Origin of the sequence: Psychroserpens algicola (assembly GCF_014526325.1) — a bacterium.
Classification (GTDB): Bacteria; Bacteroidota; Bacteroidia; order Flavobacteriales; family Flavobacteriaceae; genus Psychroserpens; species Psychroserpens algicola.
Map to the genome: position 1 here is coordinate 16771 of NZ_JACNMJ010000004.1, position 24016 is coordinate 40786.

Below are 24016 nucleotides of genomic sequence, written 5' to 3' on the forward strand. Positions count from 1 at the left end.
TTTAGTGTCATTTAAGCGATTATTTTATTAAAAGTATATACGTACAACAGCATTGGTTGCCAAGCCCAATGAAAATCTTGAAAATTTATCTATTTCGTCATTTTCATTAATTCTATAATAGTTGTTTATGGTATTCTCTCTATTTGATAAATTCCATACAGAGGCACCAATTTCGGATCTTATAGAGTTACTTATTTTAAATTTATAAATGGCAGAAGCATCAATTCGTACATAATTCATTAACCTTTCACTATTTGTTTTATCAAAATTTACATCATCATCGATAATCTCATTACTATCCATAGGAATTGAAGTTGGTTTTCCTGTTCTGTAATTAAGACCAGTTGAAATGTTCCAGAACTTACTACTAAATGTAGTTCCTAAAGTTATCGAGTGAGTAATATCAAAATTACTTGGAAACTCTGTAGATTCAAGTGTTTCAAATGTATAGGTGTTATTAATATAAGAATAACTTAACCAGCTACTGAAATGATTAAACTTTTTTCTGCACAAAAATTCAAAGCCGTGCGCAGTATAATTTCCACTTTCTCTGGCAAATTCATATTTAGTAGTAAAACTTTGGCTTTGAGTAGTTATACCATCAACTATTTTATAAAATCCTTTGGCATCTACCAGCCAACCGTTATGCTTGTAGAGTACTCCTGCTGAAATCTGCTTGCTTTCAATAATTGGAATGCTATCGTTATCTGTTAATTGCCAGCGTCTTTTTTCAATACCTAAAAAGTCATTTTGGAAATTGACGATTTGAGATGTGCTTTGGTGTTTGAATTCACCCTGAACTTCAATTTCAAATTGATCTAAAAAAGTCTTTCTAATACTTAAACGTGGTTCAATAATAAGTTTTTGAAAGCTTGTGAGATAATTGGTTCTTATTCCGCCTCTGACAGAAAAACCCTGATTGGTATTTTTATACCAAGCTTGTACAAAAGCACCATGAGATCTTAGTACTTCTTCATCGCGTCTTACAAATCGAGGTAAATCAATATCATTTAAATTGATGACTTCGGTTTCTGTAAATTGGTATCCGAGATTAAAATCCCATTGATTTAGCTGATACTTAGTATCAACCTTCAAACTTGTTTCGGAAACTATATTTTCTTGTAATTGCAGCTGATTGTTTAATACATCAGCATTGAGTGCTTCAAGTTTATATTCTGTATTGTAAATATTTATAGATGATGTAAGTTTATCATTCCATTGTCTTTTGTGATAAAGTCCAACGGCTAAACTATTTTGAGATATATTACTTCGTCTAGTTCTTGAAACATCATTAATACTAGCCGTTTCATTAAATCCTAAATCGTTGTTGATTAAGATAAAATTTAGTCTTAAAACATTTTTATCATTTGGTTGATATAACCATCTTAAAGATGCATCATAAAAATTAAATTCCTGATTAGAATTTGTCACATTAGCGCTATTATTCTCTGCTTCAGTGTCTTGTGTGATTCTGTCGAAATAAACTTCGTATGTAGGTGTTCTTGCGAAATCATCTAAAGATTTTCTAGATGCTATTTGGAGGGATGACTTAGTGCCAATTGGAATGTTTGAAAATATGTCTGCATTTAAAAAATTAAGCCCAAAAATGCTATTGAATTTTGAATCAATTTGCTTTTCAGTTTGCATGAGAATTGTTCCAGAAACGCCATCAGTTAATGCTACATCTGAGCCATTATTAATTACATTAGCTGTTTCTGTTATATGAGGATTAAAACTGGATATAAGTCCAAAAAAATGTCCGGTTTGATACATCTTCATATCGTCCCACATAATGAGATTTTGATCGTGAGAACCGCCTCGTATGTTTATATTAGATACAGTTTCGTCAACACTTAATATACTGGGTAAAGCCTGAACTGTTTGTAATACATCAGATTCAATAATTCCGGGTAAAAGTGTGAATCGTTTGTAATCGATAGCTGTAGACCAGTCTTGTTTTTTATCAATACCTCTAACCAAATAAGTTTCAATGAGTACGGGAGAAATAGCTTCTTGCTGAATGAGCATTGTAATAGTTTCACAATAATCTAAAGTAAAATACCTAAGTTGACGTTCTATAGTTTTGAATCCAATATGTCTTATTGTCAGTAATTCGTTTAAAGACTGCAATTCAATTTCAAAATAGCCATCATCGTTAGTTACTGCATAAGAAAACTTACTTGTAATGGTTGCTCCTGAAAGTGTTTTTTCTGATTCTGAATCTTTGATGTAGCCACACAGGTTTATAGTTTTTGAAATGGTATATACTAAATCACTAATTTTTTCAAAAACCAGATTGGTTTGCTTTTCGAGGTTTCTAATTTTAGAATTTAAACTTAAATTTTCTGGTACTGGAGTTACAGTTATATCGTTTAAGAGATTACTCTCGTAATTAAATGTAATTGAATGTACTTTTGAAATTTGTTCAAGAACTTCAGAAATTGAGACTTTTTGTCCTGAATTTTGACCCTGTAATTTAAACAAAGGCAATAAGCATAGTGCAATAAATATATTAAGCCTAGTTTTTTCCATTGCTTATGATGACCTCGTTAATACTCTGAGTTTTATAGGTCAAATTAAGGGGGCTGGTAATAGATTTTAGGGCATTATCAAGATTGTTATGTTCAAAAGCACCAGTAAATTTTATATTCAAATCAGATGGATATTGTACACGTATATCGTAATGTTTTTTAAGTTCATTAATCACATCTTTTAAAGAAGCATTTTCAAAAACACTCATATTTTTGAGCCAGTAAGGTTCAGCGATAGCAATATTTGATTTTGAACTGTTTCCAGATATTAAAATAAATTCTGTTCCTGCAGGAAGCTTTACTTTATTATCATGATAAAGCACTTGAACTAAGCCTTCATAGCATGACACTTTAAAAATACTGTCTCTGGATAACACATTAAATTCGGTACCCAGAACACTAACTTTTCCGAAGTCTGTATGAACAACAAAGCGCTTTCCTTTTTCAACATCAAAAAAGGCTTCACCTTTAAGTTTTAATGATCTATAATCATTCCAATTAGAACTTGAGTACTCTAATTTGGATAATTCATTTAGGTTAACGAGTGAGTTGTCAGGAAGCGTTATAATTTCGTTTTGGGCTAAAGTGGTTTCAAGTGAATTTATTTGGTCTTTATTAACCCATGTAAACAATGCAAATCCAACAACTAGAATAGCTGCTATGCTAGAAACAACTTTTGTCCAATTAGTAGAAGAAGTTTTTTTAGAAACTAATGATTTGTTTAGCGTGTCAAAGGAATCAACCTTAGCATTTAGAGAGGCATTGAAGCGTTGGGCTTCTTCAATAATTTCTTTGCATAAGTCAGCATCTTCAAGTGCATTGAAAGCTTGTAGTTCACTGCCAGACAGGTCATTATTTAACCATTTTTTTAATAAATACTCTTTATCCATAACTTAGCGTTATATAATTAAAACAACTGAAATAATAAATGTCCCAAAATTATTTTCAATTTAATTCTTCGAGTGCATCTTTAAGTTTTTTGAAAGCGGCATAAATTCTGTGTTCAGCTACTTTTTTTGTGATATTCAAAATGTTTGCAACTTCTTGGTGAGTTTTCCCATCAACCTTATTGAGTAAAAATGCAACCCGTTCTTCTTCTTTTAATTGTGAAAGCACATTTTCAAAACGCTTAAGAAATTCTTTTTTGCGTAGAATAAATTCTGGCGATTCATTTGTGTAATCTTTAGGCTTTATCTTTTGATGTTTCAACACCACTTTCTGATGCTTAACTTCATTGAGCATCATATTGTTTGCTGTGGTATATAAAAAAGATTTCGCAGTCTCAGGTTTTATTTTTGCACAGTTTTCCCAAAGTTTAATAAATGCTTCTTGTACTTTGTCGGATGGATTCAATCGTTCACCATACTTATAATATAGAATATTGCTCAAAGTCTGTGCGTACTTTTCATACAGTTTTGAAAAGCGAATTTTATCACAGATATCTTGGTGCAATGATTTTGACAAGGGTTGAGTTTTTTAAATTTCAGTAATGAAAGATAAATAAAAAAAAATCCATTTTTTCTTGGGATATTTATTTTTTCAGTTGTTGTAATATTAAATAGGCTGATATAAAAGCAAACATAGATATAAAATAAAATCCACATCCTTATGAAAACTTTAAAACCAATTTTACTATTAATTACAGGAGTTTTACTCACTTTTATGTCTTGTAGAACAGAAGACGATTTAGCAATTGATCCACCAGTAGAAGATACAATTGAAGCGAACTCTACAATAGCACTTTTAATGAGTAATGTTGCTACAAATGACGGTTCATATGATAATATAATTGACAATGCCAGTTGTTTAAGTGTGCAATTACCAGTTACAGTTACAGTTAATGGAATTGAAATTACAGTTAATGACGATGATGGTTATGAAGATATCGAAGACATTATCGACTTATTTGATGATGATATAGACTCTATTGTTATCTCTTATCCTATAACAGTCATACTTCCCGATTTTTCTACTGTTGTAGTCAACTCTGATACTGAATTGGCGGCATTAACAGCCAATTGTGTTGGTGAAAATGAAGATGATGATGATATAGAATGTATTGACTTTCAATATCCTATAACAGCATCTATTTATGATCAGAATAACGATTTAATTAATACCATCACCATCAGTAATGATAATGAAATGTATGATTTTATTGAAGATTTAGATGAATTTGCAGCTGTCACTATTAACTTTCCAATTACTGTAATCCTTGCAGATGGTACATCTTTGACTATAAATACCATTCAAGAATTAATCAATGCTATTGAAGCGGCAGACGATAGCTGTGATGAAGATGATGATAACGATTTTGATGATGATGATTGTGATAATTGTACTACAAATGACTTGGACACCGTTTTTGCAGATTGTTTTGAATGGACAGTTGATAAGCTTGAACGAAATGATAATGACCTCGAAGATAATTATGTAGGCTATGTGTTTGAATTTAATAGTGATGGAACAATTTTAGTTATTCAAGGAACTAATAGTTTCAATGGCACATGGGAAGCATCAGGAACAGGTAATAACATATCCGTTGCCATAAATATTAATGGATTGCCAGATTTTAATGATACTTGGAACTTGCACGAAATTGAACAAGATGATGACGAAGTAGATGTTGATTTAAGATTAGGAGATGATAGATTGCGTTTTGAAAGTGATTGTTCATCAGGAGGAAGTATTGATGATACTACTCTAGTTAATGCCTTAACAAATGGAGATTGGTATGTCACTTATTTCTTTGATGATACAGATGAAACTTTAGATTTTGCAGATTATGTTTTCAATTTTGCATCAGATAATTCAGCAACAGCTACTGATATGAGTGGAGTAACCAATGGTTCATGGTCAACAAGCTCTGGAGATGATACAGATATCGAACTTAACTTAAATTTTGGCACAAGTATTCCACTTGATGAATTAGCTGAAGATTGGGATGTGTTAGAAGTCACCAATGATATTATTAGATTAAAAGACATAAGTGGAGGTGATGGTTCAGAAGATTTTCTAACATTTGAACGCGAACCATTTGATGGTGGTAACGGAAATGATGATTTGGAAGCAATTCTAACCGATGGTCTATGGATTGTGTCTTCTTACTTTGAAGATGCCGATGACCAAACTTCAGATTATTCAGGTTATGAACTAGACTTTATCTCAGATGGTACTGTTACAGCTTCGAATGGTTCAAATACTAATAACGGAACTTGGGCTGTATTGAGTAGTGGTAATCAAATGACTCTGGATTTTGGTTCAGATTTACCTTTCGAAGAATTTAACGACGACGATTGGGATGTTATTTCTGTGTCAAGTACAGAAGTTATCATTCAAGACGTAAGTGGAGGCGGAGGCGGAACTGATACGCTCACTCTTCAAAAATTATAAAATAAAACATTTTAAAACTAATAATTATGAAAAAAACACGTCACCTCGGATTCTTATTCCTTTTAAGCTTTTCCCTAATGTCTTCAATGTGCTCTAGCGATGATGACGATGGAAATCCTAATAATAATAGTCAGCAAATTGCAGAAATACAAAGCGATGCTGAGTCAGGTACATGGCGAATCACAAACTTTAATGATTCTGGTCAAAACGAAACTTCTGATTTCAATGGTTATGATTTTAGTTTCAATGCCGATGGCTCACTTACAGCAACAAATGGTGCCAATACACTAACAGGAACTTGGTCTGTGACCGATGATAGTAACAGCAATGACGACAGTAATAGTGACGATGATATTGATTTCAATATTTTCTTTCCAGTGCCAGATAACAATGATTTTGAAGATCTTAATGATGATTGGGATGTCGTATCGTCTTCTTCTACCAGAATTGAACTTATTGATATAAGTGGCGGTAACGGTGGAACTGACATGCTGACTTTCGAAAAAAACTAAAGATTAATTAATCAAGTTGACTATATTCTGCCCCGAAAAATAATTGATTAATAGCAGGCCAACCATGAGTTATTTATGGTTGGTTTTTTTATATTACTATGATACAAGTTTTGTTCATGTCACATAACAAAAAAACCTATAACTTTCGTTATAGGTTTCTTTTTGCGGAGAAAGAGGGATTCGAACCCCCGGAGGTGTGACCCTCAACAGTTTTCAAGACTGCCGCATTCGACCACTCTGCCATTTCTCCAAGTGTGTCTCATTAGGTATTCCCTAAATGCGAGTGCAAATATAGAACCCTTTTTTATTTCTTTCAAATAAAAACTACTTTTTTTAATCTATTTAATACAACTATTAAATTAATTTATCGAACATATGATGTGATATAATTCCTCTAAGCGTATTTTTGCAGAAATATGAATTGTATATGACTACCATAGATAAATTAAAATGGCGCTACGCAACAAAAAAGTTCGATACAAGTAAATTGCTTACTAATGAGAAACTTAACATTTTAAAGCAAGCGTTTAACCTTACGGCTACTTCTTTTGGTTTACAGACCATATCTTTAATTGTTGTAGAAGATAAAAAAATGAGAGCAGATTTAGTAGCACATTCTTACAATCAAAATCAAGTATTAGAAGCTTCACATTTGTTAGTACTGGCTATTCAAGATAATATTTTAACAGAAGATGTCGACGAGCATTTTGATAATGTTAAAGACATTCGCACAACACCTGAAACCATCTTGGCACCATATCGTAAAGACTTAAAGGCGATGATGACCTCAATGACGATTGCGCAACGACAAGAATGGTCAACCAAACAGGCTTATATTGCTTTAGGAAATTTAATGACAGTGTGTGCTATAGAAGGCATTGATTCTTGTCCGATGGAAGGCTTTCATCCTGAAGCTTATGACAAAATTTTAAATCTGAAATCTAAAAACCTGAAATCTGTACTATTGCTACCAGTAGGTTACAGAGCAGAAGATGATATGTTTGCTCAGTTTAAAAAAGTTAGAAAAGATCTTAATGAGTCGGTCATTGAAATGTAATTAAAAAAGCTTTTTATGTGATTTTGATTTGATTATATTTGTTTCATTCCTAATTGCGATTAGTGTCGCCTATATATGATATTGCTATGAAAAAATTGATAGTTGTTTTAGTCTTATTTGTCGGATTGCAGATGTCTGCACAAGATCAAACCAATTGGTTAACCGATAATGAAATCGCTTTAAAGCAATCTGAAACACAAAATAAACCAGTATTAGCATTTGTTACAAATCATCAAAAATCCGAAGCTTCAGCGCTGTTAAAAGAAGCGTTTTTCAATTCTAATGGATTTAATAAAATAGCATCAAAAGTAGTGCTCTTAAAAATAGATATTTCAAATCAGCAAACGAATTCAGCGCGTTTAGGAATTCATTATACAAAGCAAACTTCAGCACCTGGTTTGGCGCTGGTTGATAAAAATGGTAAGACAATTGGTGAGCCATTAACTCTTATCGACTCCGAGAATATTACTGCTTTCTTGTCTTTTTTAAACGAAAAATTATAATATTAGATGCCTGGATTTGAGTTGTTTGGCGACCTTGAGCGCAAAGAAGTTAATGATGTTTTAGATAACGGTGTTTTAATGCGCTATGGTTTTGATGGGATGCGTAATGGTCATTGGAAAGCTAAAGCTTTAGAGACTGAACTTCAAAGCACGTTTCAAACCAGTCATGTACAACTAGTATCTAGTGGAACTGCAGCTGTTTCAGTAGCGCTGGCATCGGCTGGAATTGGAGCAGGTGATGAGGTGATAATGCCAACCTTTACATTTGTAGCCAGTTTTGAAGCTATTATGATGTTAGGTGCCATTCCTGTGTTAGTCGATATCGATGAGACTTTAACCTTAGATCCAAAAGCTGTTGAAGCAGCAATTACATCTAAGACAAAGGCTGTTATGATAGTTCAAATGTGTGGTAGCATGGGCGATTTAGATGCATTACAAGCAGTGTGCTCAAAAAATAATCTGTTACTTGTTGAAGATGCTTGTCAGGCTATAGGCGGAACTTATAAAGGTAAACCTCTCGGAAGTATTGGAGACTTAGGATGTTTTTCATTTGATTTCGTAAAAACAATTACTTGTGGAGAAGGTGGAGCCGTTATCACCAATAATGAAACTTATTATGTAAATGCTGATCATTATAGCGATCATGGTCACGATCATATTGGGAGTGATAGAGGCGCAGAAACACATCCGTTTTTGGGTTATAATTTCAGAATTTCAGAATTACATGCCGCTGTTGGATTAGCTCAGGTAAAGCGTTTACCCGAGTTTATCGCGATTCAGAAAAAGCATTACACGATACTTAGAAATGCGCTTGCCGATATTCCTGAAGTAAGTTTTAGAAAAGTGCCTGAAGGCGGCGAAGAAAGCTATGCCTTTTTAAATTTCTTTTTACCTGATTTAGAAACGGCTCGTAAAGTCACGACAGCTTTTAAGGAATATGGTATTGATGCCTGCTGGAATTACTTCGACAACAACTGGCATTATGTAAGAAAGTGGCATCATTTAAAAGATGCAAAATCGCTATATCCATTAACTTCAGAAATCAAAGCATCACTTTCAAAACTGAAAACCACAGAGTTTTCTCAATCTGATGCTGTTATAGGTAGAAATATTTCATGTTTGATTAAGATGTCCTGGACCGAAGGAGAAGTTAATGAGCGGGCTAGTAAAATGGCAGAAGCGATTACATCTGTCATTTAATTCAATGGAATTAACAAAGTGACTTTTGTACCAATAGGGACATTTTTATCGTATAAATCAGTAAAGTAGATGTTTGAAGAATTTTCATAATTTTCACTGAAATGTTTGAGACGTTCTTCAGAGAGTTTAACACCAAGCGACGTTCTTTTTAAGAGTTTTTTGTTCTTAATTTCAGCAGATTTCTGTCTGCCTATTCCATTGTCGACAATGTCTATTTTTAATTGATTTTCATTCGATTTTTGAATGTTTAAGTATAATTTCCTGTTATCTTCTTTTAAAGAGAGTCCATGCCATATCGCATTTTCAATAAAGGGTTGAGTAATTAATGATGGTAATTTAATCGCAGATAAATTTAAAGTGTCATCAATGTCAATTTTGAAATCTATGCTATTATTAAACCTTATGTTTTCAATATTGACATAAAGCTGCATCGTTTCTAGTTCTTCATCTAATGATGTTTCTTTCTCAGTAGTTGAAGCTAATATTTTTCTAATGAGTTTCGAAAACTTATTTAAATAAAATACAGCATTTTCTTTTTCGTTATCTATGATATAGCGCTTTATGGCATTTAAAGAATTAAATATAAAGTGCGGATTCATCTGGCTTCTTAAAGCAGACACTTTTAATTCGGCTAGCTCTTTATCATATTTCATTTTAATAGCCTCTAACTTTTCAATTTCGGCTTGTTTACTTAGTTGTTTAACATCTTGTTCTAACTGTGCTTGTATTTTTTTTCTGAGACCCTCATTTTCTTTAAGTTGTTTTATAAGTTGATTTTTTGAGGAATTTCTATCGTCTAAAATGAGTTTCTGCTTATGTCCTAATCCTAAAGAAAATATGATGTTTTCTAGAATAAAGCCTACGTAAAGTATACTATATGCGGGCTCAACACTTTTTTGATTGTCTATTAAAACAAGATAGTTTAATAATGATATTATTGAAGTTACAAACAGTACAAGTGAGCCTACTATTATATAATATTTTAGTAAACTTCTAGATTTAAAAAATGGAATATACATCACCAAGGCAAAAATGCTCATTAATATTGTGAATATGAAATACCCATTATATAGAATTTTAGAATCTCCTGTAAGGATATATACAAGAAACTTGATGATACAAAATGCAATGATGACGTATAAAAATTTAATACTGTATTTGTACCATTTAGGTAATTCCTTTTTTATGCTCAAAAACCGATATGCAAAAAAAGCATATAAAATATAATATATCTCGGTAAACACTATAGGTAGTCTTTTTATACCTTCTATGGGTTTCAATAAAGAATAAAGAAATCCATCATTGATCCACTGTATTTGTGACAGAAGTATAAAGAACGTATAGCCACTATAAAGAAGATATAATTTGTCTTTATGTTGAAAGTATAACAAAAAGTGATAAACCGTTAAAACGAAGAGAATTCCTAAGGTAAACGTTAAGAATCCATTTTGAAAAGGGTAATTAAAAAAATAAGATGTGAGACCGTCTTCCAATGTAAATTAACTGTTTAATAACTGTAGTAACTCTGCTTTTTTAGATCTTGAAACCGGAATTGAACTTCCATTTTGAAGCACAAGGTAAAGTCCTTCGTTTTTTACAAATTCTTTAATGAAATTAATATTGACCAAATAGGAATTATGGACTCTAAAAAAAGAGACACTAGTTTGTTCCTCAATTTCTTTTAGTTTTTTTGATAACATCTGTTTTTCATCATTAACCAGGTGAATTTCAGTATAATTACCATCAGATTTACAATATATGATGTCTTCCATATTCACATAAATAGTTTTTCCAATTAAAGGCAGTGCTAATCGTTTAGGGTTTTCAATGGGTTTGAAACTTTCTATAATTTTTTTAACGTCTTCACCTAATGAGTTTTGTTTCTGATTTTCCCTGACACGAGATATGGTTTCTAATAAATCATCAGAATCAATAGGCTTTAACAAGTAGTCAATCGCATGCGCTTTAAAGGCTTTTATTGCATAGTTATCGTAAGCAGTCGTAATTATTAAATCAAAATCCTTGAAACTTAATTGACTTAACAACTGAAAACCATCCATCTCAGGCATTTCTATGTCTAAAAACACACAGTCTGGCTTTAAGTAATTAATTGCAGAAATAGCCTCAACAGGATTTGTAAACGTATCGCAGACCTCTATATCCTTACCAAAATTTTCGATTTCCCATTTCAAATTTTTGATAGCGTTTAATTCATCATCTACTATTATGGCTTTTATCATAGTCTTTAGAGTTTCTATATCAAATATATGCAGAAGAAAATTAAATAAGTTTCTAAACCATTTACTTGGAATTATCCAATACATGAATGGTCGAATATCTTGTATAGATAACCAAAATCGCGGTTTTGCTGTTCAAATTGTAAAATACAGTCTAATTCTAACATTCTATATAATGATAGAAACGAGTCATAAAATACTGAAGATTAGTCGTATAACCTAATAGTATATTTGACTAAAATTTAAAAATCAAACTCATGAAAACACAATTGAAAATTATCTGTTTATTAGTATCAATTTTATATTATGGATGCTCAGACGATGATGGAAATACCTTGCCAACATCTCCAAATAATCTAGAAGCTTTGCAAGGAGATTGGTATAGGGTTGGATGGAATAATCCCGATTTTAAGGGGATGAAAGTAAATGTAAATGAAGATCAAGGTACATTATTAGAACCTGCATTATCAAACTTTCAAGTAGATGATATAAAATGGCAAAATATCATGCAAACAGATACTTACCAGTATAGATACAAAGATTTAACGAGTAGTTATAATTATTTTGATGCTACCATGACCTTTGGTGTTGACGATACATTAAGAATTGATGTCGCAAATTCTGGAATTGAAAACATTCAGAAATGGGTAAGGACTTTTATAGAACCTGCTGTTGAAGTCAATGATTGTTCTGAGTATAGTGCTGAAGGTTTTACAAATAGTCAACTTGAGAATTGGTCTGACTATAATGATTTCGATACGTATCCATCGTTACTACAAACGCCTGGCGAACCTGGAGGAGGTTATTTTACGTATTCCATAACCAATGAAGAAATAGCTCCTGGTTTAAATGTCACCGCTAGTGGAGGAAGTTCTGGTGCCATTTATGCAGAATCTTCTGCAGGAACTTCCAACCCCAACGCTAATCAAGTAGCATTTTTAGCACATCCAGGAATATCATATAATGTTAGGGTAAATATAGGGCAAGGTTCAGTAAGTTCTTATCCTTTAGAATACTCAATGAATTGGACATATGTACCTGCAGAAGATTGCTTTGAACCTAATAATAGCCGTCAAGAAGCTAAATCAGTACCAAAAGGCGAGTCGCTTGAAGCCTATGGTATCGCTGGATACATTTCTAATTATGTTAGCTCTGGTGATGAAAACACCTATGACTATTATAAAATAGTTACACAAACGGAAGGTAAAATTAGGTTTGCACTAGATAGTTGTCCGGCTGATCTTTGGATATCTTGTGCTCTAAGAAACTTTAGTGGAGCTCAAATAAATGGTCAATATACAACCATCATTGGTGATGCAAATACCCATCAACCTGGTACAACGTATTATTATGAATCAAATAGCATCCATCCAGCTGGCACTTACTATGTCCAATTACAAATGAATGGAGCGACCGTTGTGGATTTAAATACAGACAGTATCCCAGAATATTGGAATACACCTTATATGTTCACAGTAACAAATATTGAATAATTACATATGCTTGTTAAATATAATGGGTAGTAAAAGCTTTTCTATTCAAATCACTGAAAAAGTAAATGTTAGATTTTTGACATTTGATTGGTGTATTATTGATATAAAGCTAAATGAATTTGTAAGTATTGAAGAAACAATTATTATCTAAATTAATAGTAAACTATTTAGTCATGAATTATATGAAAAAATCATTTATTTTACTACTCATTCTATTTACTGTTCTTTTCAATTGTAAAACGGAGAAAAAATCAGAATCTATTGATACAACGACTGTAGAGATAGCAGCAGAAGTAAAAGAACCTAAACATGTTATTGATGTAGTATCAACAGGAATGAATTTTCAATCCGTAGATACGATTCCATCAGGTTGGAATACTTTTAAGTACCAAAACCTATCTAATGAAACCCATTTCTTCTTATTAGATAAGTATCCTGAAGGAAAAACGGTTGAAAATACCTTAACAGATGTCGCTCCAGTTTTTGCTGAAGGGATGGATTTGATTAATAACGGAAAATCTGAAGAAGGATTTGCTGCATTTAATAAGCTTCCACAATGGTATTTTGATATTGTATTTTCAGGAGGTGTTGGATTAATTGCGCCAAAACATACGGCAACTACAACGGTTAAATTAGATCCAGGCTATTATATTATGGAATGCTATGTAAAAATGCCTAATGGCATGTTTCATACCTTAATGGGAATGGCAAAACCTATTATCGTTACCGATGAAGACAGCGGTCATTCGCCACCTAAAGCGACCATTAACATAACACTTTCAGCTGAAAATGGCATCTCTTATGACAAAGACATCACAAAAGGGAAACAAATTTTTTCCGTATTTGTTAAAGATCAAAAGCCACATGAGAATTTTATATGGCATGATATTAATTTGGTTAAACTAGCAAATTATGCTAAAGAAGAAGATCTTGAAGCTTGGATGGATTGGTCTGACCCTAAAGGATTAATTACTCCAGTTCCGGAAGGGATCACTTTTTTAGGAGGTGTTAACGATATGCCTGCAGGTAGTACGGGTTATTTTTATGCCGATTTAAAGCCTGGTAAATACGCATTGATTTCTGAAGTGCCTGATACAAAAAGCAAAGGTCTGTTTAAAATATTTGAAGTAAAACAATAGTCTGTCTTAGATTTAAAGAAATATAGTCACTAGTGTTTTTCGGAAATACCTACAGCAAATTGGATGTTAATAATAGAAAAGAAGCCTTTCAGTTTATTCTTAAATTTATTTAATACTTCACGTAGTCTATTATTTCAAGACCATAACCAATCATACCAACACGTTTGGTTTGTTCACTATTAGAAATTAATTTAAGCTTATGAATATTTAAGTCGTGAAGGATTTGTGCGCCAATTCCGAAGTCTTTCGAATCCATTTCAATACGAGGCGCCTTAGCTATTTGTCCGTCAACTTGATCGGATTTTAAAATAGATAAACGTTTCAGTAAATTCATAGATTGCGCTTGTTGATTAATAAATACAATAGCACCTTTGCCTTCAGCATTAATAACCTTAAACATATCGTCTAACTTTTCATCAGCATTATTGGTTAAGGTGCCTAAAATATCATTATTAACTAAAGTTGCATTCACTCTGGTGAGTACATGCTCATTTTTGGTCCATGTGCCTTTGGTGAGCGCGATATGTATTTGATTATTTGTCGTTTGCTGATAAGCGCGTAATCTGAATTTTCCAAATCGCGTTTCGATATCAAAGTCCTCTTTTTTATCAATTAAAGAGTCATGCTCCATACGATACGCTACTAAATCTTCAATCGATACAATTTTGAGATCAAACTTTTTGGCAACCTCCATTAGCTCAGGTAACCTAGCCATCGTACCATCTTCATTCATGATTTCAACAATAACACCTGCAGGTTCTAAACCAGCAAGTTTTGCAAAATCTATAGCCGCTTCGGTATGCCCCGTTCGTCGTAATACACCACCTTCTTTTGCAACTAGCGGAAAGATATGTCCGGGTCTTGCCAATTCAAAAGGTTTAATATTAGGGTCGATAAGCGCCTTAACTGTTTTTGCTCTGTCACTGGCTGAAATTCCAGTAGTCACACCATTACCTCTCAAATCAACAGAAACCGTAAAAGCTGTTTCCATTGGGTCGGTATTATTATTCACCATCATGTGTAAATCTAACTCTTTACATCTGCTTTCGGTAAGAGGCGCACAAATCAAACCTCTACCATGAGTCGCCATAAAGTTGATGGTTTCAGGAGTTATTTTACTGGAAGCGGCAAGAAAATCACCTTCGTTTTCCCTGTTTTCATCGTCTACAACAATAATAACCTTACCTTGTTTAATGTCTTCAATAGCCTCTTCTATGGTATTCAATTGTATATGTGTTGAGCGTTGAGCAGTGTTGGTAGTCATTGTCTTCAGTTTAATGTCGCAAAGATATGGCTTATTTTTTCTCTGCTGAAAAGTCTTCAGCAATTTTATTTCGTCTGAAGATGTATATGAGTGGATAAATGATAAACCCTAAAATGGTCCATGACATGTGCTTAGAATTCTTTTTGTCTTTTAAAAACGAATACAGCTTGTTGAAATTAATACTTGAGGCAATGGCATAGACTAAAAATAAAAACCCAGAAATAGCAGATAATTCTATTGAAGCAGAAGTAGCAGCAGGTAGCTTATTGTTTTTAAACACAAAATAAAGTACACATAATATCACTGCAGTACAATAGAAGATGAGTGCAAATTTTGAATAGGTTTTATAGTCGCTAAGTTTTGCATTGAAACCTTCAACATTTGTGATCTCGGTTTCTATGTGATTTTCAGTTTCAGTAGTATTAGAGTTAGCTCTGTTTTTTTCAGAAATCTTAAGGTCTTTATTAATTTGTTTGACCTGAATAAAATAGTAAATAATGTATAAAGGCAGACCGAGAATAATAAACATGATCACACTCGATAAATTATTTTTTCCTAAGAGCTTATTCAGATTAATATTATCAATAAACGATTTAATGATTGAGAAAAAGAATAATCCGTACGTTAAGTAGCCTGTAATAGAAAGCGCTTTACCAAGCGTAGGAAAACCATTGTTGGCTAATATAGCTCCAGGCACAATTAAAATTAAAGCTATGATATATAAAATAAAGGCTAGTTTAGAATTCTCTTCATATGCATATTTTAATCGTAAAGATTCTTCATATTCATGATCTGTAAGATTTCCACCAAACTTTAATTCTTGTTCTGTAATTCCTCTATCATTCAATATGGCAAGTGATGAATTTCTATATTCAATACTATAATCATATTGACGATAATGTTTAACAACATCTATCAATTTAATATTCTCATAACTTTCAAGAGTTGCATAAGCTTCAGAGTCTGCAGCCAAAAGATTCGTATTGTAAGTGAGTGTTTTGCTCTTAATACCAAATAACTTTTTAAGCGGTTCGAGAAGTCCATCAGATTCAAATAAAGGTCTGTCTCGGGTTGCTCTTCTGGTTAAATAAATACCCAGAGGCAACATAATTGCTGTAGACAGCCATGAAGCCACGATAGGATTTAGCGAGTCGTCAAGAGAGCTGTTTTTTGCGAATATTCCAATAAAATGATAAGTTAAAAATAGGAGTATGGCAATAACTAAAGGTAGACCAATACCACCTTTTCTAATCAGAGCACCAAGTGGAGCACCAACAAAAAACAGAATAATACAAGCTAAGCCCAATACATATTTTTCATGAAGCGATTGCACGTGTTTATTTCGCCATTTGGTTTGAATAAGAAAACTCTTCTTATTGGTAGAAATGATTTGTTTGGTACTTGTAATGGTGTTACTTGCAAGGTTGAGCAAACTAACTTTAGTTTGTGTTTTAAATATATCGATCACATCACCATTAAAGACAGTGTCTTTTTTGGGAGAAATGTTGTCATTTAATCTCGCAATTGAAGTTCTTTTATAAAGTGTGTTTGAAAAATTTTTAACCGCTTCAGTTTTACGTTGGTATAAGCTGTCGATAGTATAATTTAGCTCACTAACATTTAACATGTTATAACGGTTGTCATAACTTTCATCATTGATGTCAACATCATTTAGTCCTTCAAGATCGACATTAATGATGTATTCATCAAAGTAACTTTTCGCATGCGGTTTCTTTTTGGTCTGACTGGGTTTTTTGCTGAATATCTCTTCGTAATAATTTCCTTTATACAGTACGAGTTGAAGAATATTAGAGTTTTCATTACTCTTAAGTTCTCCACTTTCTGAGATGATTACAGTTCTGTTTTTTGACCCGTTGGAGGCTTTTTTGTGGATAACAACATTGGTGAGAATCTCACCATTTTCACCACTTTTATCCTGAACTTTTATATTGTATGCTCCAATCTCATTAAACTGACCTTTAGCAATAGCTAGTGCTGGTTTAACCTGAGCAATATTTTTTCTAAGATTGTATACTTTGTAATTCGCCCACGGGATTACATTGTTTGAAAATATAAACGTTGTGACACCTAATAAAACAATAAAAACACTCAGACTTCTCATAGCGCGTTGCAAAGAAATACCTGTAGATTTCATAGCTGCAAACTCATAGTTTTCAGCAAATTGCCCAAAAACCATAATAGATACCAGTAAAATGGTAAGTGGTAGAATTAAGGGGATAAGTGTAGGTGTGATATATAACAGTAATTTTATAATCACAAAGGTGTCTAAATCTTTACCTGCTAAATCACCAATATATAGCCAGATAGCCTGTAAAACAAAAATGAACATGAGTATAATAAACACGCTCAAAAATGTCTTTAGGTAGGTCGTAAGTATATACCTATCTAATATTTTCATAAATGGGATTGGTTAGCCTAATCTAACTTATTGATGTAATAATTTTTGTATTTATTTTTATCAAAAGTAAATAAGGTTTTTGAAATAGGTTCGTTGGTTTTAAAAGAATTAACAGTTAGTATTGTTTTTGTTCCGTTTTTTCCAATTTCAATAAGTCGGTAAATGTGCTTTGTTTTAGCATCTATACCTAAAAGAACTTCTTTGATTTCGGAATTTGTATCAATAGGATTCAATTTTACAAACTGAATTTTTCGACCTTTCACATTTTGAATGATATCCATTTCGTAAGCATATCCATCTTTATAAAAGGACATCATTTTACTTGGAGTAATCGTATTTTCATCGTCACTATTATCTGAAGAAATAGTAACTTCTTCATCTTCTGGACTGATACTGTATAATTTTTCGCCATCAAACATTCGCGTCACACCAAGGATATTTAACAAGTATTTATCACCTTGCATGATAACATCACCACGTGTTTCTTGATTGATGTTTTCACTTGTGTTTTCCAATACGTATTTAAAATCTATAGAGATATTATCATAGGCACTTACCTTGTCATAAACTTCATTTAATAAGGCTTCTGCTTTTTTTGAATCCTGAGAAAATCCAACACTGGTAATTAATAATGCTAATACTATAATTATCTGTTTCATGAGTTTATTGTTTTTTCGCTTCCGCGGAACAGTTTTATTTTAAGTTTCGTTTGCTAATAATTCATCAAGAGCTACCAAATCAGGAACCAATACCTGACGTGCTTTACTGCCTTCAAAACCGCCGACAATACCTGCGGCTTCAAGTTGGTCAATAAGACGTCCAGCTCTGTTATATCCTAATTTCAGTTTACGTTGCAGTAAGGATGCTGATCCTTGTTGTGCTGTCACAATAATTTCTGCAGCTTCCCTAAACAACTTATCTCTATCTGCTATATTATTATCAAGACTTGTGCCACTTTCTTCACCTACGTATTCTGGTAATAAATAAGCTTCAGGATAGGCTTTTTGAGCGCCTATAAATTCGGTTATTTTTTCAACTTCTGGAGTGTCTACAAATGCACATTGGATACGAGTAATATCGTTTCCTTGGGTGTATAACATGTCTCCACGACCAATTAATTGATCTGCTCCTGAGCCATCTAAGATAGTCCTAGAATCAATCTTTGATGTTACTCTAAATGCGATACGTGCAGGGAAATTAGCCTTAATAATACCTGTAATTACATTTACAGACGGACGCTGAGTCGCAATAATTAAATGAATTCCGATAGCACGTGCCAGTTGCGCCAGACGTGCGATAGGAGTTTCTACTTCTTTTCCGGCAGTCATAATTAAATCGGCAAACTCATCAACCACCAAAACGATATAGGGTAAAAATTGATGTCCGTCGTTAGGATTTAATTTTCGGGCTTTAAATTTGGCATTGTATTCTTTTAAGTTACGACACAATGCATTTTTAAGCATTTCGTAACGGTTATCCATTTCAATACAGAGTGAATTTAAAGTATTAATTACTTTGGTGTTATCTGTAATGATGGCATCTTCACTATCTGGAAGTTTTGCCAGATAATGGCGTTCAATTTTATTAAACAGTGTCAATTCTACTTTTTTAGGATCGACTAATACAAACTTGACTTCAGCTGGATGTTTTTTGTAAAGCAGCGATGTTAACACTGCATTTAATCCTACCGACTTTCCTTGTCCTGTAGCTCCAGCCATAAGCATATGTGGCATTTTCGCTAAATCGACGACAAAGGTTTCATTGCTAATTGTTTTTCCAAATGCAATAGGAAGCTCCATTTCAGATTTTTGAAACTTCTGAGATGCAATTACCGAACGCATAGATACGATAGTCGAATTTTTATTAGGCACCTCAATACCTATAGTTCCTTTTCCTGGAATAGGAGCTATAATACGAATACCAAGAGCTGACAATGATAAAGCAATGTCGTCTTCCAGATTTTTAATTTTCGAAATTCGAACACCAGCTTCAGGAACAATTTCATATAGTGTTACTGTTGGTCCTATAGTTGCTTTAATACTCGCAATGCCTATTTTGTAGTTGTTGAGGGTTTCTACAATTCGGTTTTTGTTTTCCTCAAGTTCTTCTTGATTGATAGTAATACCTTCGGTATCGTATTTTTTTAATAAGTCTAAAGGTGGAAACTGAAATTTGCTTAACTCAAGAGTGGGATCAAATTGTCCGAAATCTTCAACAAGTTTATCTGAAAGATTATCGGTTTCTGAAACTTCTTCTTCAACAGTTTCTATTTCGATGTCTAATTCAGCTTCTTTTTTAGGCTCTGTTTTAGTATCAACTTTTAATTCTGGTTCTAAGTTGTCTTTAGGTTGCGATGTAGATTTTGATACTGGTTCTTTTTCAGTTTTGGTGTCATCAACTTTAAGTTCAAAAGCAGATTTAATCTCTTCAGCTTCAGCAGTTAAATCATTATCAACAACAAAGGTTTGATCGTCTTCTGAAGTATTGATTTCATTTTTTATATCAGTCTTAGCACGTTTAAAGAGCTTTACGAATGTATCCCCATTAACACCAAATCGAATGGCTAAATAGGTGATGAGTACAAAAATGAGCAGGAGTACTGTACCGATTTTACCGATATAATCTTGAAAAAAAGTATTCATTTCAAAACCAATCGTGCCGCCAAGAGTATCATATTTGTGAGAGAAAAACCCAAAAAATACAGATAACCAAATGATAATTAGCGTTCCCCAAATCCAGTGACGACGTAAACGCGCTTTATTAATATCTAAAGTGATGTAAATACCAGATAAGAATACTAGTCCCGAAAATATAAATGAAGCCACACCAAAGCCTTTATTGATAAAAAAATCACTTATCCATGCACCTAATTTGTTGAGCCAGTTTTGGGATTCTACTTCTCTCGAAGCAAATTCTGATAGTGTGCTTTGGTCTGCTTTGCCAGTGAAGAAAAAAGACAAAAACGCAATAAACATCAAGATACCAAGAATGATTAATAAACTACCAAAAATCAGTTTTTGCTGACTCGATAATTTAAAACTCGGTTTTTTGAATTTAGGCGTTGTTTTAGCTTTGCTTTTAGTCTTGGTTTTCTTCTTCGCCATTAAAGGGTTATTAGTATAAAACAAAAATACAAATTACTAACGTTAAACCTAGAGAGATGTTTTAAATTTGACGCAACCTTTTTGAAATTTTACATCTTATATGTAAACCAATTAGATTATGAAGAAAATTCTTGTACTTGCCTGTTTTGTTTTCGTGTTTCTTTCTTGCAATTCTTGCGATGATGATAGTTGTGCGCCAGTAACACTATTAATTACAAGTTTAGAAGAAGAGTACTCTTGTGTTAATACGCCTTATCAAATGGATATAGATGTATCTGATGAATTTATTATCATCAGATCTCAAGCCGATTTTGATGCTTTAGTCACAGGTAGTTGTATGCCCCAAATAGATTTTATAACTTATGATCTACTCATTGGTAAAAAAGCATTAACTAATGGTGTGGAAAGTATCAATTATGACGGACTAGTAAAAGATTGCGAAAATGGACAGCTGAGTCTTATAGTAACTTTTGTTAAAAATGATACTGATGAAGCTCCAAATCTGACTTACCATGCATTGGTGCCAAAATTAGAACTTGATGACATTATCAATGTAAGTATTGTGACGCTTAATTAATAAGAACTATTTTAGGAATATAAATAATCATTGCAGCTATTGTGGCAGCAACCGCAGTAATAAATACAGCTCCTGCCGCAATGTCTTTTATTTTTCCAATAGTGTCATGACGGTCGGGATGAATAAAATCTGAAATATACTCTATGGCAGTATTCATACCTTCCATACCCATAACTAAGCCTATAAACGCAATTTGAAATAGCCATTCGGTTTTAGAAATATTAAAATAGAATCCTGCCACAGTTACCGCAATAGCAATAAAAACCTGAATTTTTATACTAGCTTCTGTTTTTATTAAGTAAAGTGCTCCTTTAAAGGCGTAGCCTATACTTTTAAGTCGATTGACTAGGAAAGATTCTTTTTTTTGCATTATTTCAACGCATCTAAAGCCGCTTCGTAGTTGGGTTCGTCAGCAATTTCAGGAACCTGTTCGGTGTGCGTTACGACACCTTCAGAATTGATTACAACAATGCATCTCGATAATAAACTTTCGAATGCACCATCTGTAAAATCCAATCCATAGGCTTTACCAAAACTACCATCTTTATAATCAGTTAGGCTTTCAACATTATCTAAACCTTCAGCTCCACAAAAACGAGCCATAGCAAAAGGTAAATCCTTCGAAATGCAAAGCACTTTTGTATTATTTAAAGAACTCGCAGCTTTATTAAACGTTCTTACAGATGTTGCGCAAGTACCAGTATCTACACTCGGAAAAATATTTAAAACTAAATTTTGTCCAGCATAATCCTTTAACTCTTTTGATGATAAATCGGTTGCTGTTAATTTGAAATCAGGTGCAGTTTCTCCAATTGAAGGTAATGTTCCTGATGTATGTACTGTGTCTCCACCTAATGTTACTGTTGCCATGTGTATTATTTTTTTTGAATGTTAAAATTAAGGAATATTTGAATCTTTAGCGCATGCTCGTAATAATATTTTGAATAGTTTAACAGATGAGTTTTGATTAGCATTCTTAATATAGCTATATTATAAAAAACAAAAAATATTTTAGTAATGAGCACAACACAATTTTCAGGTTTAAAAGCAGTATACGTCAATTGTACACTAAAAAAATCTCCGCGGCAAAGTCATACAAAAGGACTGATGGATGTGTCTATTGAAATCATGAAGCGAGAAGGAGTTTCGGTAGATGAATTCAGATTGGTCGATTTTGATGTTGCTTTTGGTGTGTATCCTGATATGACTGAATATGGTTATAAAACCGATGAATGGCCAGAGCTTTTTAAACGTATTTTTGATGCAGACATTTTAGTCGTTGGTACGCCAATATGGTTGGGAGAACGCTCTTCGGTTGCAACCAAACTAATTGAACGCTTATATGCTATGAGTGGGAAACAGAATGACAAAGGACAGTATTTATTTTATGGAAAGGTTGGTGGATGTGTCATCACAGGTAATGAAGACGGAGTGAAGCATTGTGCTATGGGAATATTATATGCTATGCAACATATTGGATATTCCATTCCGCCTCAAGCCGATTGTGGCTGGATTGGTGAAGTCGGACCAGGACCAAGTTATTTGGACGAAGCATCTGATGCCAAGTCAAATGATTTCACAAATAGAAATACAACTTTTATGACGTATAATCTCATGCATTTAGCTCAAATGCTAAAAGACAATAAAGGATATCCAGCCTTAGGAAATTCAAGAAAAGAATGGGATAATGGTAAGCGATGGAGTTTTGAAAACCCAGAGTACAGATGATTAAAACGTCCCTACAATACCTATTTGATTCGTACTGAAACGTAAATTCCAGGAAATAGTTTTCTTTTTGTTTGGATAGTCATAAGCATTTTCCTTAAATAGATATTTATCGATGCTGTCGACGACGATAATACTTATTGCTGTGCTAAATGCAACATCTGTGAGCCAGTGCGCATCATCAACGATGCGGGAAATTGGTGGAATTGAACCCAAAGTATAAATACCAACTTTTACCCATGTGTTGTCAAATTGTTTAGCAATAGAATGCGCCATAGTCATCGATAATATGGTATGTCCAGATGGAAAAGACCGAAACCTGGATTCTCCCGAAAATGAATTAAATTCTAAGTGACCAAAACCAGAGCTTGGACGAGCTCTGCCTATTGCAGATTTGCTTATCGATTGTATGATTCCGGTTGTAAATGAAGATGAAATAATAAGAACACTCGTTTTTCTGATCTTTTCATTTTTAGTTAATAAACCTATGGTGTATAAACTGGCATTGGCAGCAAAATAGTTTTGCGGACTCCCAAAATACCAGCCAAAATCCCGAACAATTTCTGGGAAACCATCCCTATTGCGTAAGGTGAAATCACGAACAGGGCGATCTGCTGCACTTAAACTTGCAGTTCCAGCAAGTAGAATTCCTAATTTGGCAAAATCTTTTCCTTTCCATTGAACTGGTCTTGAAATAGAATGTGCAAAGCCTTTAACAGCATATTTAAAATCATGCTTTGCCAGTTGCCAAATTGAAGTACTATCTTTTACTGGATTGCTTTCTAAGGTTTGAGCATGTATTGATGCTATGTTAAAACACAGTAAAATGCCAATAATTAAAATGCAGGATGTTTTCAAAAGA

21 protein-coding genes and 1 tRNA gene are annotated in these 24016 nt (G+C 33.1%); 9 read left to right on the forward strand and 13 right to left on the reverse strand.

The annotated features are described in order from the left end of the window. Positions 1-27: 27 nt before the first annotated feature. From H7350_RS09845 to H7350_RS09855, 3 genes are read right to left on the reverse strand one after another with little or no spacing between them, the layout of a single operon-like run. On the reverse strand, positions 28-2532 hold the full coding sequence (locus H7350_RS09845) for a TonB-dependent receptor (RefSeq protein WP_204345748.1): 2505 nt from the start codon (positions 2530-2532) through the stop codon (positions 28-30). After that, entirely contained in the window at positions 2519-3421 is a 903-nt protein-coding gene (locus H7350_RS09850; protein WP_204345749.1) for a FecR family protein, read from the reverse strand. Before H7350_RS09850 ends, H7350_RS09845 begins: the two co-directional genes overlap by 14 nt. 55 nt (positions 3422-3476) lie before the next feature. Further along, on the reverse strand, positions 3477-3995 hold the full coding sequence (locus H7350_RS09855; RefSeq protein WP_204345750.1) for an RNA polymerase sigma factor: 519 nt from the start codon (positions 3993-3995) through the stop codon (positions 3477-3479). A gap of 144 nt (positions 3996-4139) precedes the next feature. Here H7350_RS09855 and H7350_RS09860 point away from each other — a divergent pair, with 144 nt between their 5' ends. After that, positions 4140-5924, forward strand: a complete 1785-nt coding sequence (locus H7350_RS09860; RefSeq protein ID WP_204345751.1) for a hypothetical protein — start codon at positions 4140-4142, stop codon at positions 5922-5924. Between the two features lie 26 nt (positions 5925-5950). Then, the gene (locus tag H7350_RS09865; protein WP_235989317.1) at positions 5951-6436 is read left to right on the forward strand and encodes a hypothetical protein; all 486 of its coding nucleotides are present in this window, start codon (positions 5951-5953) and stop codon (positions 6434-6436) included. A gap of 165 nt (positions 6437-6601) precedes the next feature. Here the strand turns inward: H7350_RS09865 and H7350_RS09870 are convergent. Continuing rightward, positions 6602-6686 (reverse strand) — tRNA-Ser (locus H7350_RS09870). Between the two features lie 177 nt (positions 6687-6863). Here H7350_RS09870 and H7350_RS09875 point away from each other — a divergent pair. The 3 genes from H7350_RS09875 to H7350_RS09885 all read left to right on the forward strand — a co-directional run bounded on the left by H7350_RS09875 (position 6864) and on the right by H7350_RS09885 (position 9196). Next, on the forward strand, positions 6864-7493 hold the full coding sequence (locus tag H7350_RS09875) for an NAD(P)H-dependent oxidoreductase (RefSeq protein ID WP_204345752.1): 630 nt from the start codon (positions 6864-6866) through the stop codon (positions 7491-7493). 86 nt (positions 7494-7579) lie between these two features. Continuing rightward, on the forward strand, positions 7580-7996 hold the full coding sequence (locus H7350_RS09880) for a thioredoxin family protein (RefSeq protein WP_204345753.1): 417 nt from the start codon (positions 7580-7582) through the stop codon (positions 7994-7996). A gap of 6 nt (positions 7997-8002) precedes the next feature. Continuing rightward, the gene (locus tag H7350_RS09885) at positions 8003-9196 is read left to right on the forward strand and encodes a DegT/DnrJ/EryC1/StrS family aminotransferase (protein ID WP_204345754.1); all 1194 of its coding nucleotides are present in this window, start codon (positions 8003-8005) and stop codon (positions 9194-9196) included. Here H7350_RS09885 and H7350_RS09890 read toward each other — a convergent pair. Beyond that, positions 9193-10689 (reverse strand): sensor histidine kinase, encoded by a 1497-nt coding sequence (locus tag H7350_RS09890; protein WP_204345755.1) that lies wholly within the window; start codon positions 10687-10689, stop codon positions 9193-9195. The genes H7350_RS09885 and H7350_RS09890 overlap by 4 nt on opposite strands. A gap of 6 nt (positions 10690-10695) precedes the next feature. Then, positions 10696-11436: a LytR/AlgR family response regulator transcription factor gene (locus H7350_RS09895; RefSeq protein ID WP_204345756.1), complete on the reverse strand. Its 741-nt coding sequence runs from the start codon at positions 11434-11436 to the stop codon at positions 10696-10698. A gap of 254 nt (positions 11437-11690) precedes the next feature. Between H7350_RS09895 and H7350_RS09900 the strand changes: the two genes are divergently transcribed. Together H7350_RS09900 and H7350_RS09905 are read left to right on the forward strand one after the other, a co-directional pair. Then, positions 11691-12926 (forward strand): hypothetical protein, encoded by a 1236-nt coding sequence (locus H7350_RS09900; RefSeq protein ID WP_204345757.1) that lies wholly within the window; start codon positions 11691-11693, stop codon positions 12924-12926. A 173-nt stretch (positions 12927-13099) separates the two neighbouring features. Then, positions 13100-14065, forward strand: coding sequence for a hypothetical protein (locus tag H7350_RS09905; RefSeq protein WP_235989318.1), 966 nt, complete (start codon positions 13100-13102; stop codon positions 14063-14065). A gap of 109 nt (positions 14066-14174) precedes the next feature. On the opposite strand, the gene ribB is transcribed toward H7350_RS09905, so the two are convergent. The 4 genes from ribB to H7350_RS09925 are packed head-to-tail and all read right to left on the reverse strand — an operon-like array spanning position 14175 to position 20852. Further along, the gene (ribB, locus tag H7350_RS09910) at positions 14175-15329 is read right to left on the reverse strand and encodes a 3,4-dihydroxy-2-butanone-4-phosphate synthase (protein WP_204345758.1); all 1155 of its coding nucleotides are present in this window, start codon (positions 15327-15329) and stop codon (positions 14175-14177) included. 31 nt (positions 15330-15360) lie between these two features. Further along, entirely contained in the window at positions 15361-17748 is a 2388-nt protein-coding gene (locus tag H7350_RS09915; RefSeq protein ID WP_204345759.1) for an LptF/LptG family permease, read from the reverse strand. A gap of 17 nt (positions 17749-17765) precedes the next feature. Then, positions 17766-18407 (reverse strand): outer membrane lipoprotein periplasmic chaperone LolA1, encoded by a 642-nt coding sequence (lolA1, locus tag H7350_RS09920; protein ID WP_204345760.1) that lies wholly within the window; start codon positions 18405-18407, stop codon positions 17766-17768. A 39-nt stretch (positions 18408-18446) separates the two neighbouring features. Next, positions 18447-20852, reverse strand: coding sequence for a DNA translocase FtsK (locus H7350_RS09925; protein WP_204345761.1), 2406 nt, complete (start codon positions 20850-20852; stop codon positions 18447-18449). A gap of 118 nt (positions 20853-20970) precedes the next feature. Here H7350_RS09925 and H7350_RS09930 point away from each other — a divergent pair, with 118 nt between their 5' ends. Further along, a complete protein-coding gene (locus H7350_RS09930) occupies positions 20971-21429 on the forward strand; it encodes a hypothetical protein (protein ID WP_204345762.1) in 459 nt (152 codons plus the stop codon). Here H7350_RS09930 and H7350_RS09935 read toward each other — a convergent pair. Together H7350_RS09935 and tpx are read right to left on the reverse strand one after the other, a co-directional pair. Then, positions 21422-21799 (reverse strand): diacylglycerol kinase family protein, encoded by a 378-nt coding sequence (locus tag H7350_RS09935; RefSeq protein WP_204345763.1) that lies wholly within the window; start codon positions 21797-21799, stop codon positions 21422-21424. The two genes, H7350_RS09930 and H7350_RS09935, sit on opposite strands and share 8 nt — an antisense overlap. Beyond that, on the reverse strand, positions 21799-22299 hold the full coding sequence (tpx, locus tag H7350_RS09940; RefSeq protein WP_204345764.1) for a thiol peroxidase: 501 nt from the start codon (positions 22297-22299) through the stop codon (positions 21799-21801). Before tpx ends, H7350_RS09935 begins: the two co-directional genes overlap by 1 nt. Before the next feature lie 147 nt (positions 22300-22446). On the opposite strand from tpx, the gene H7350_RS09945 reads away from it, so the two are divergent. After that, positions 22447-23157: a flavodoxin family protein gene (locus H7350_RS09945; protein ID WP_204345765.1), complete on the forward strand. Its 711-nt coding sequence runs from the start codon at positions 22447-22449 to the stop codon at positions 23155-23157. On the opposite strand, the gene H7350_RS09950 is transcribed toward H7350_RS09945, so the two are convergent. Next, positions 23158-24012, reverse strand: a complete 855-nt coding sequence (locus H7350_RS09950; RefSeq protein ID WP_204345766.1) for a phosphatase PAP2 family protein — start codon at positions 24010-24012, stop codon at positions 23158-23160. Positions 24013-24016 lie beyond the last annotated feature (4 nt).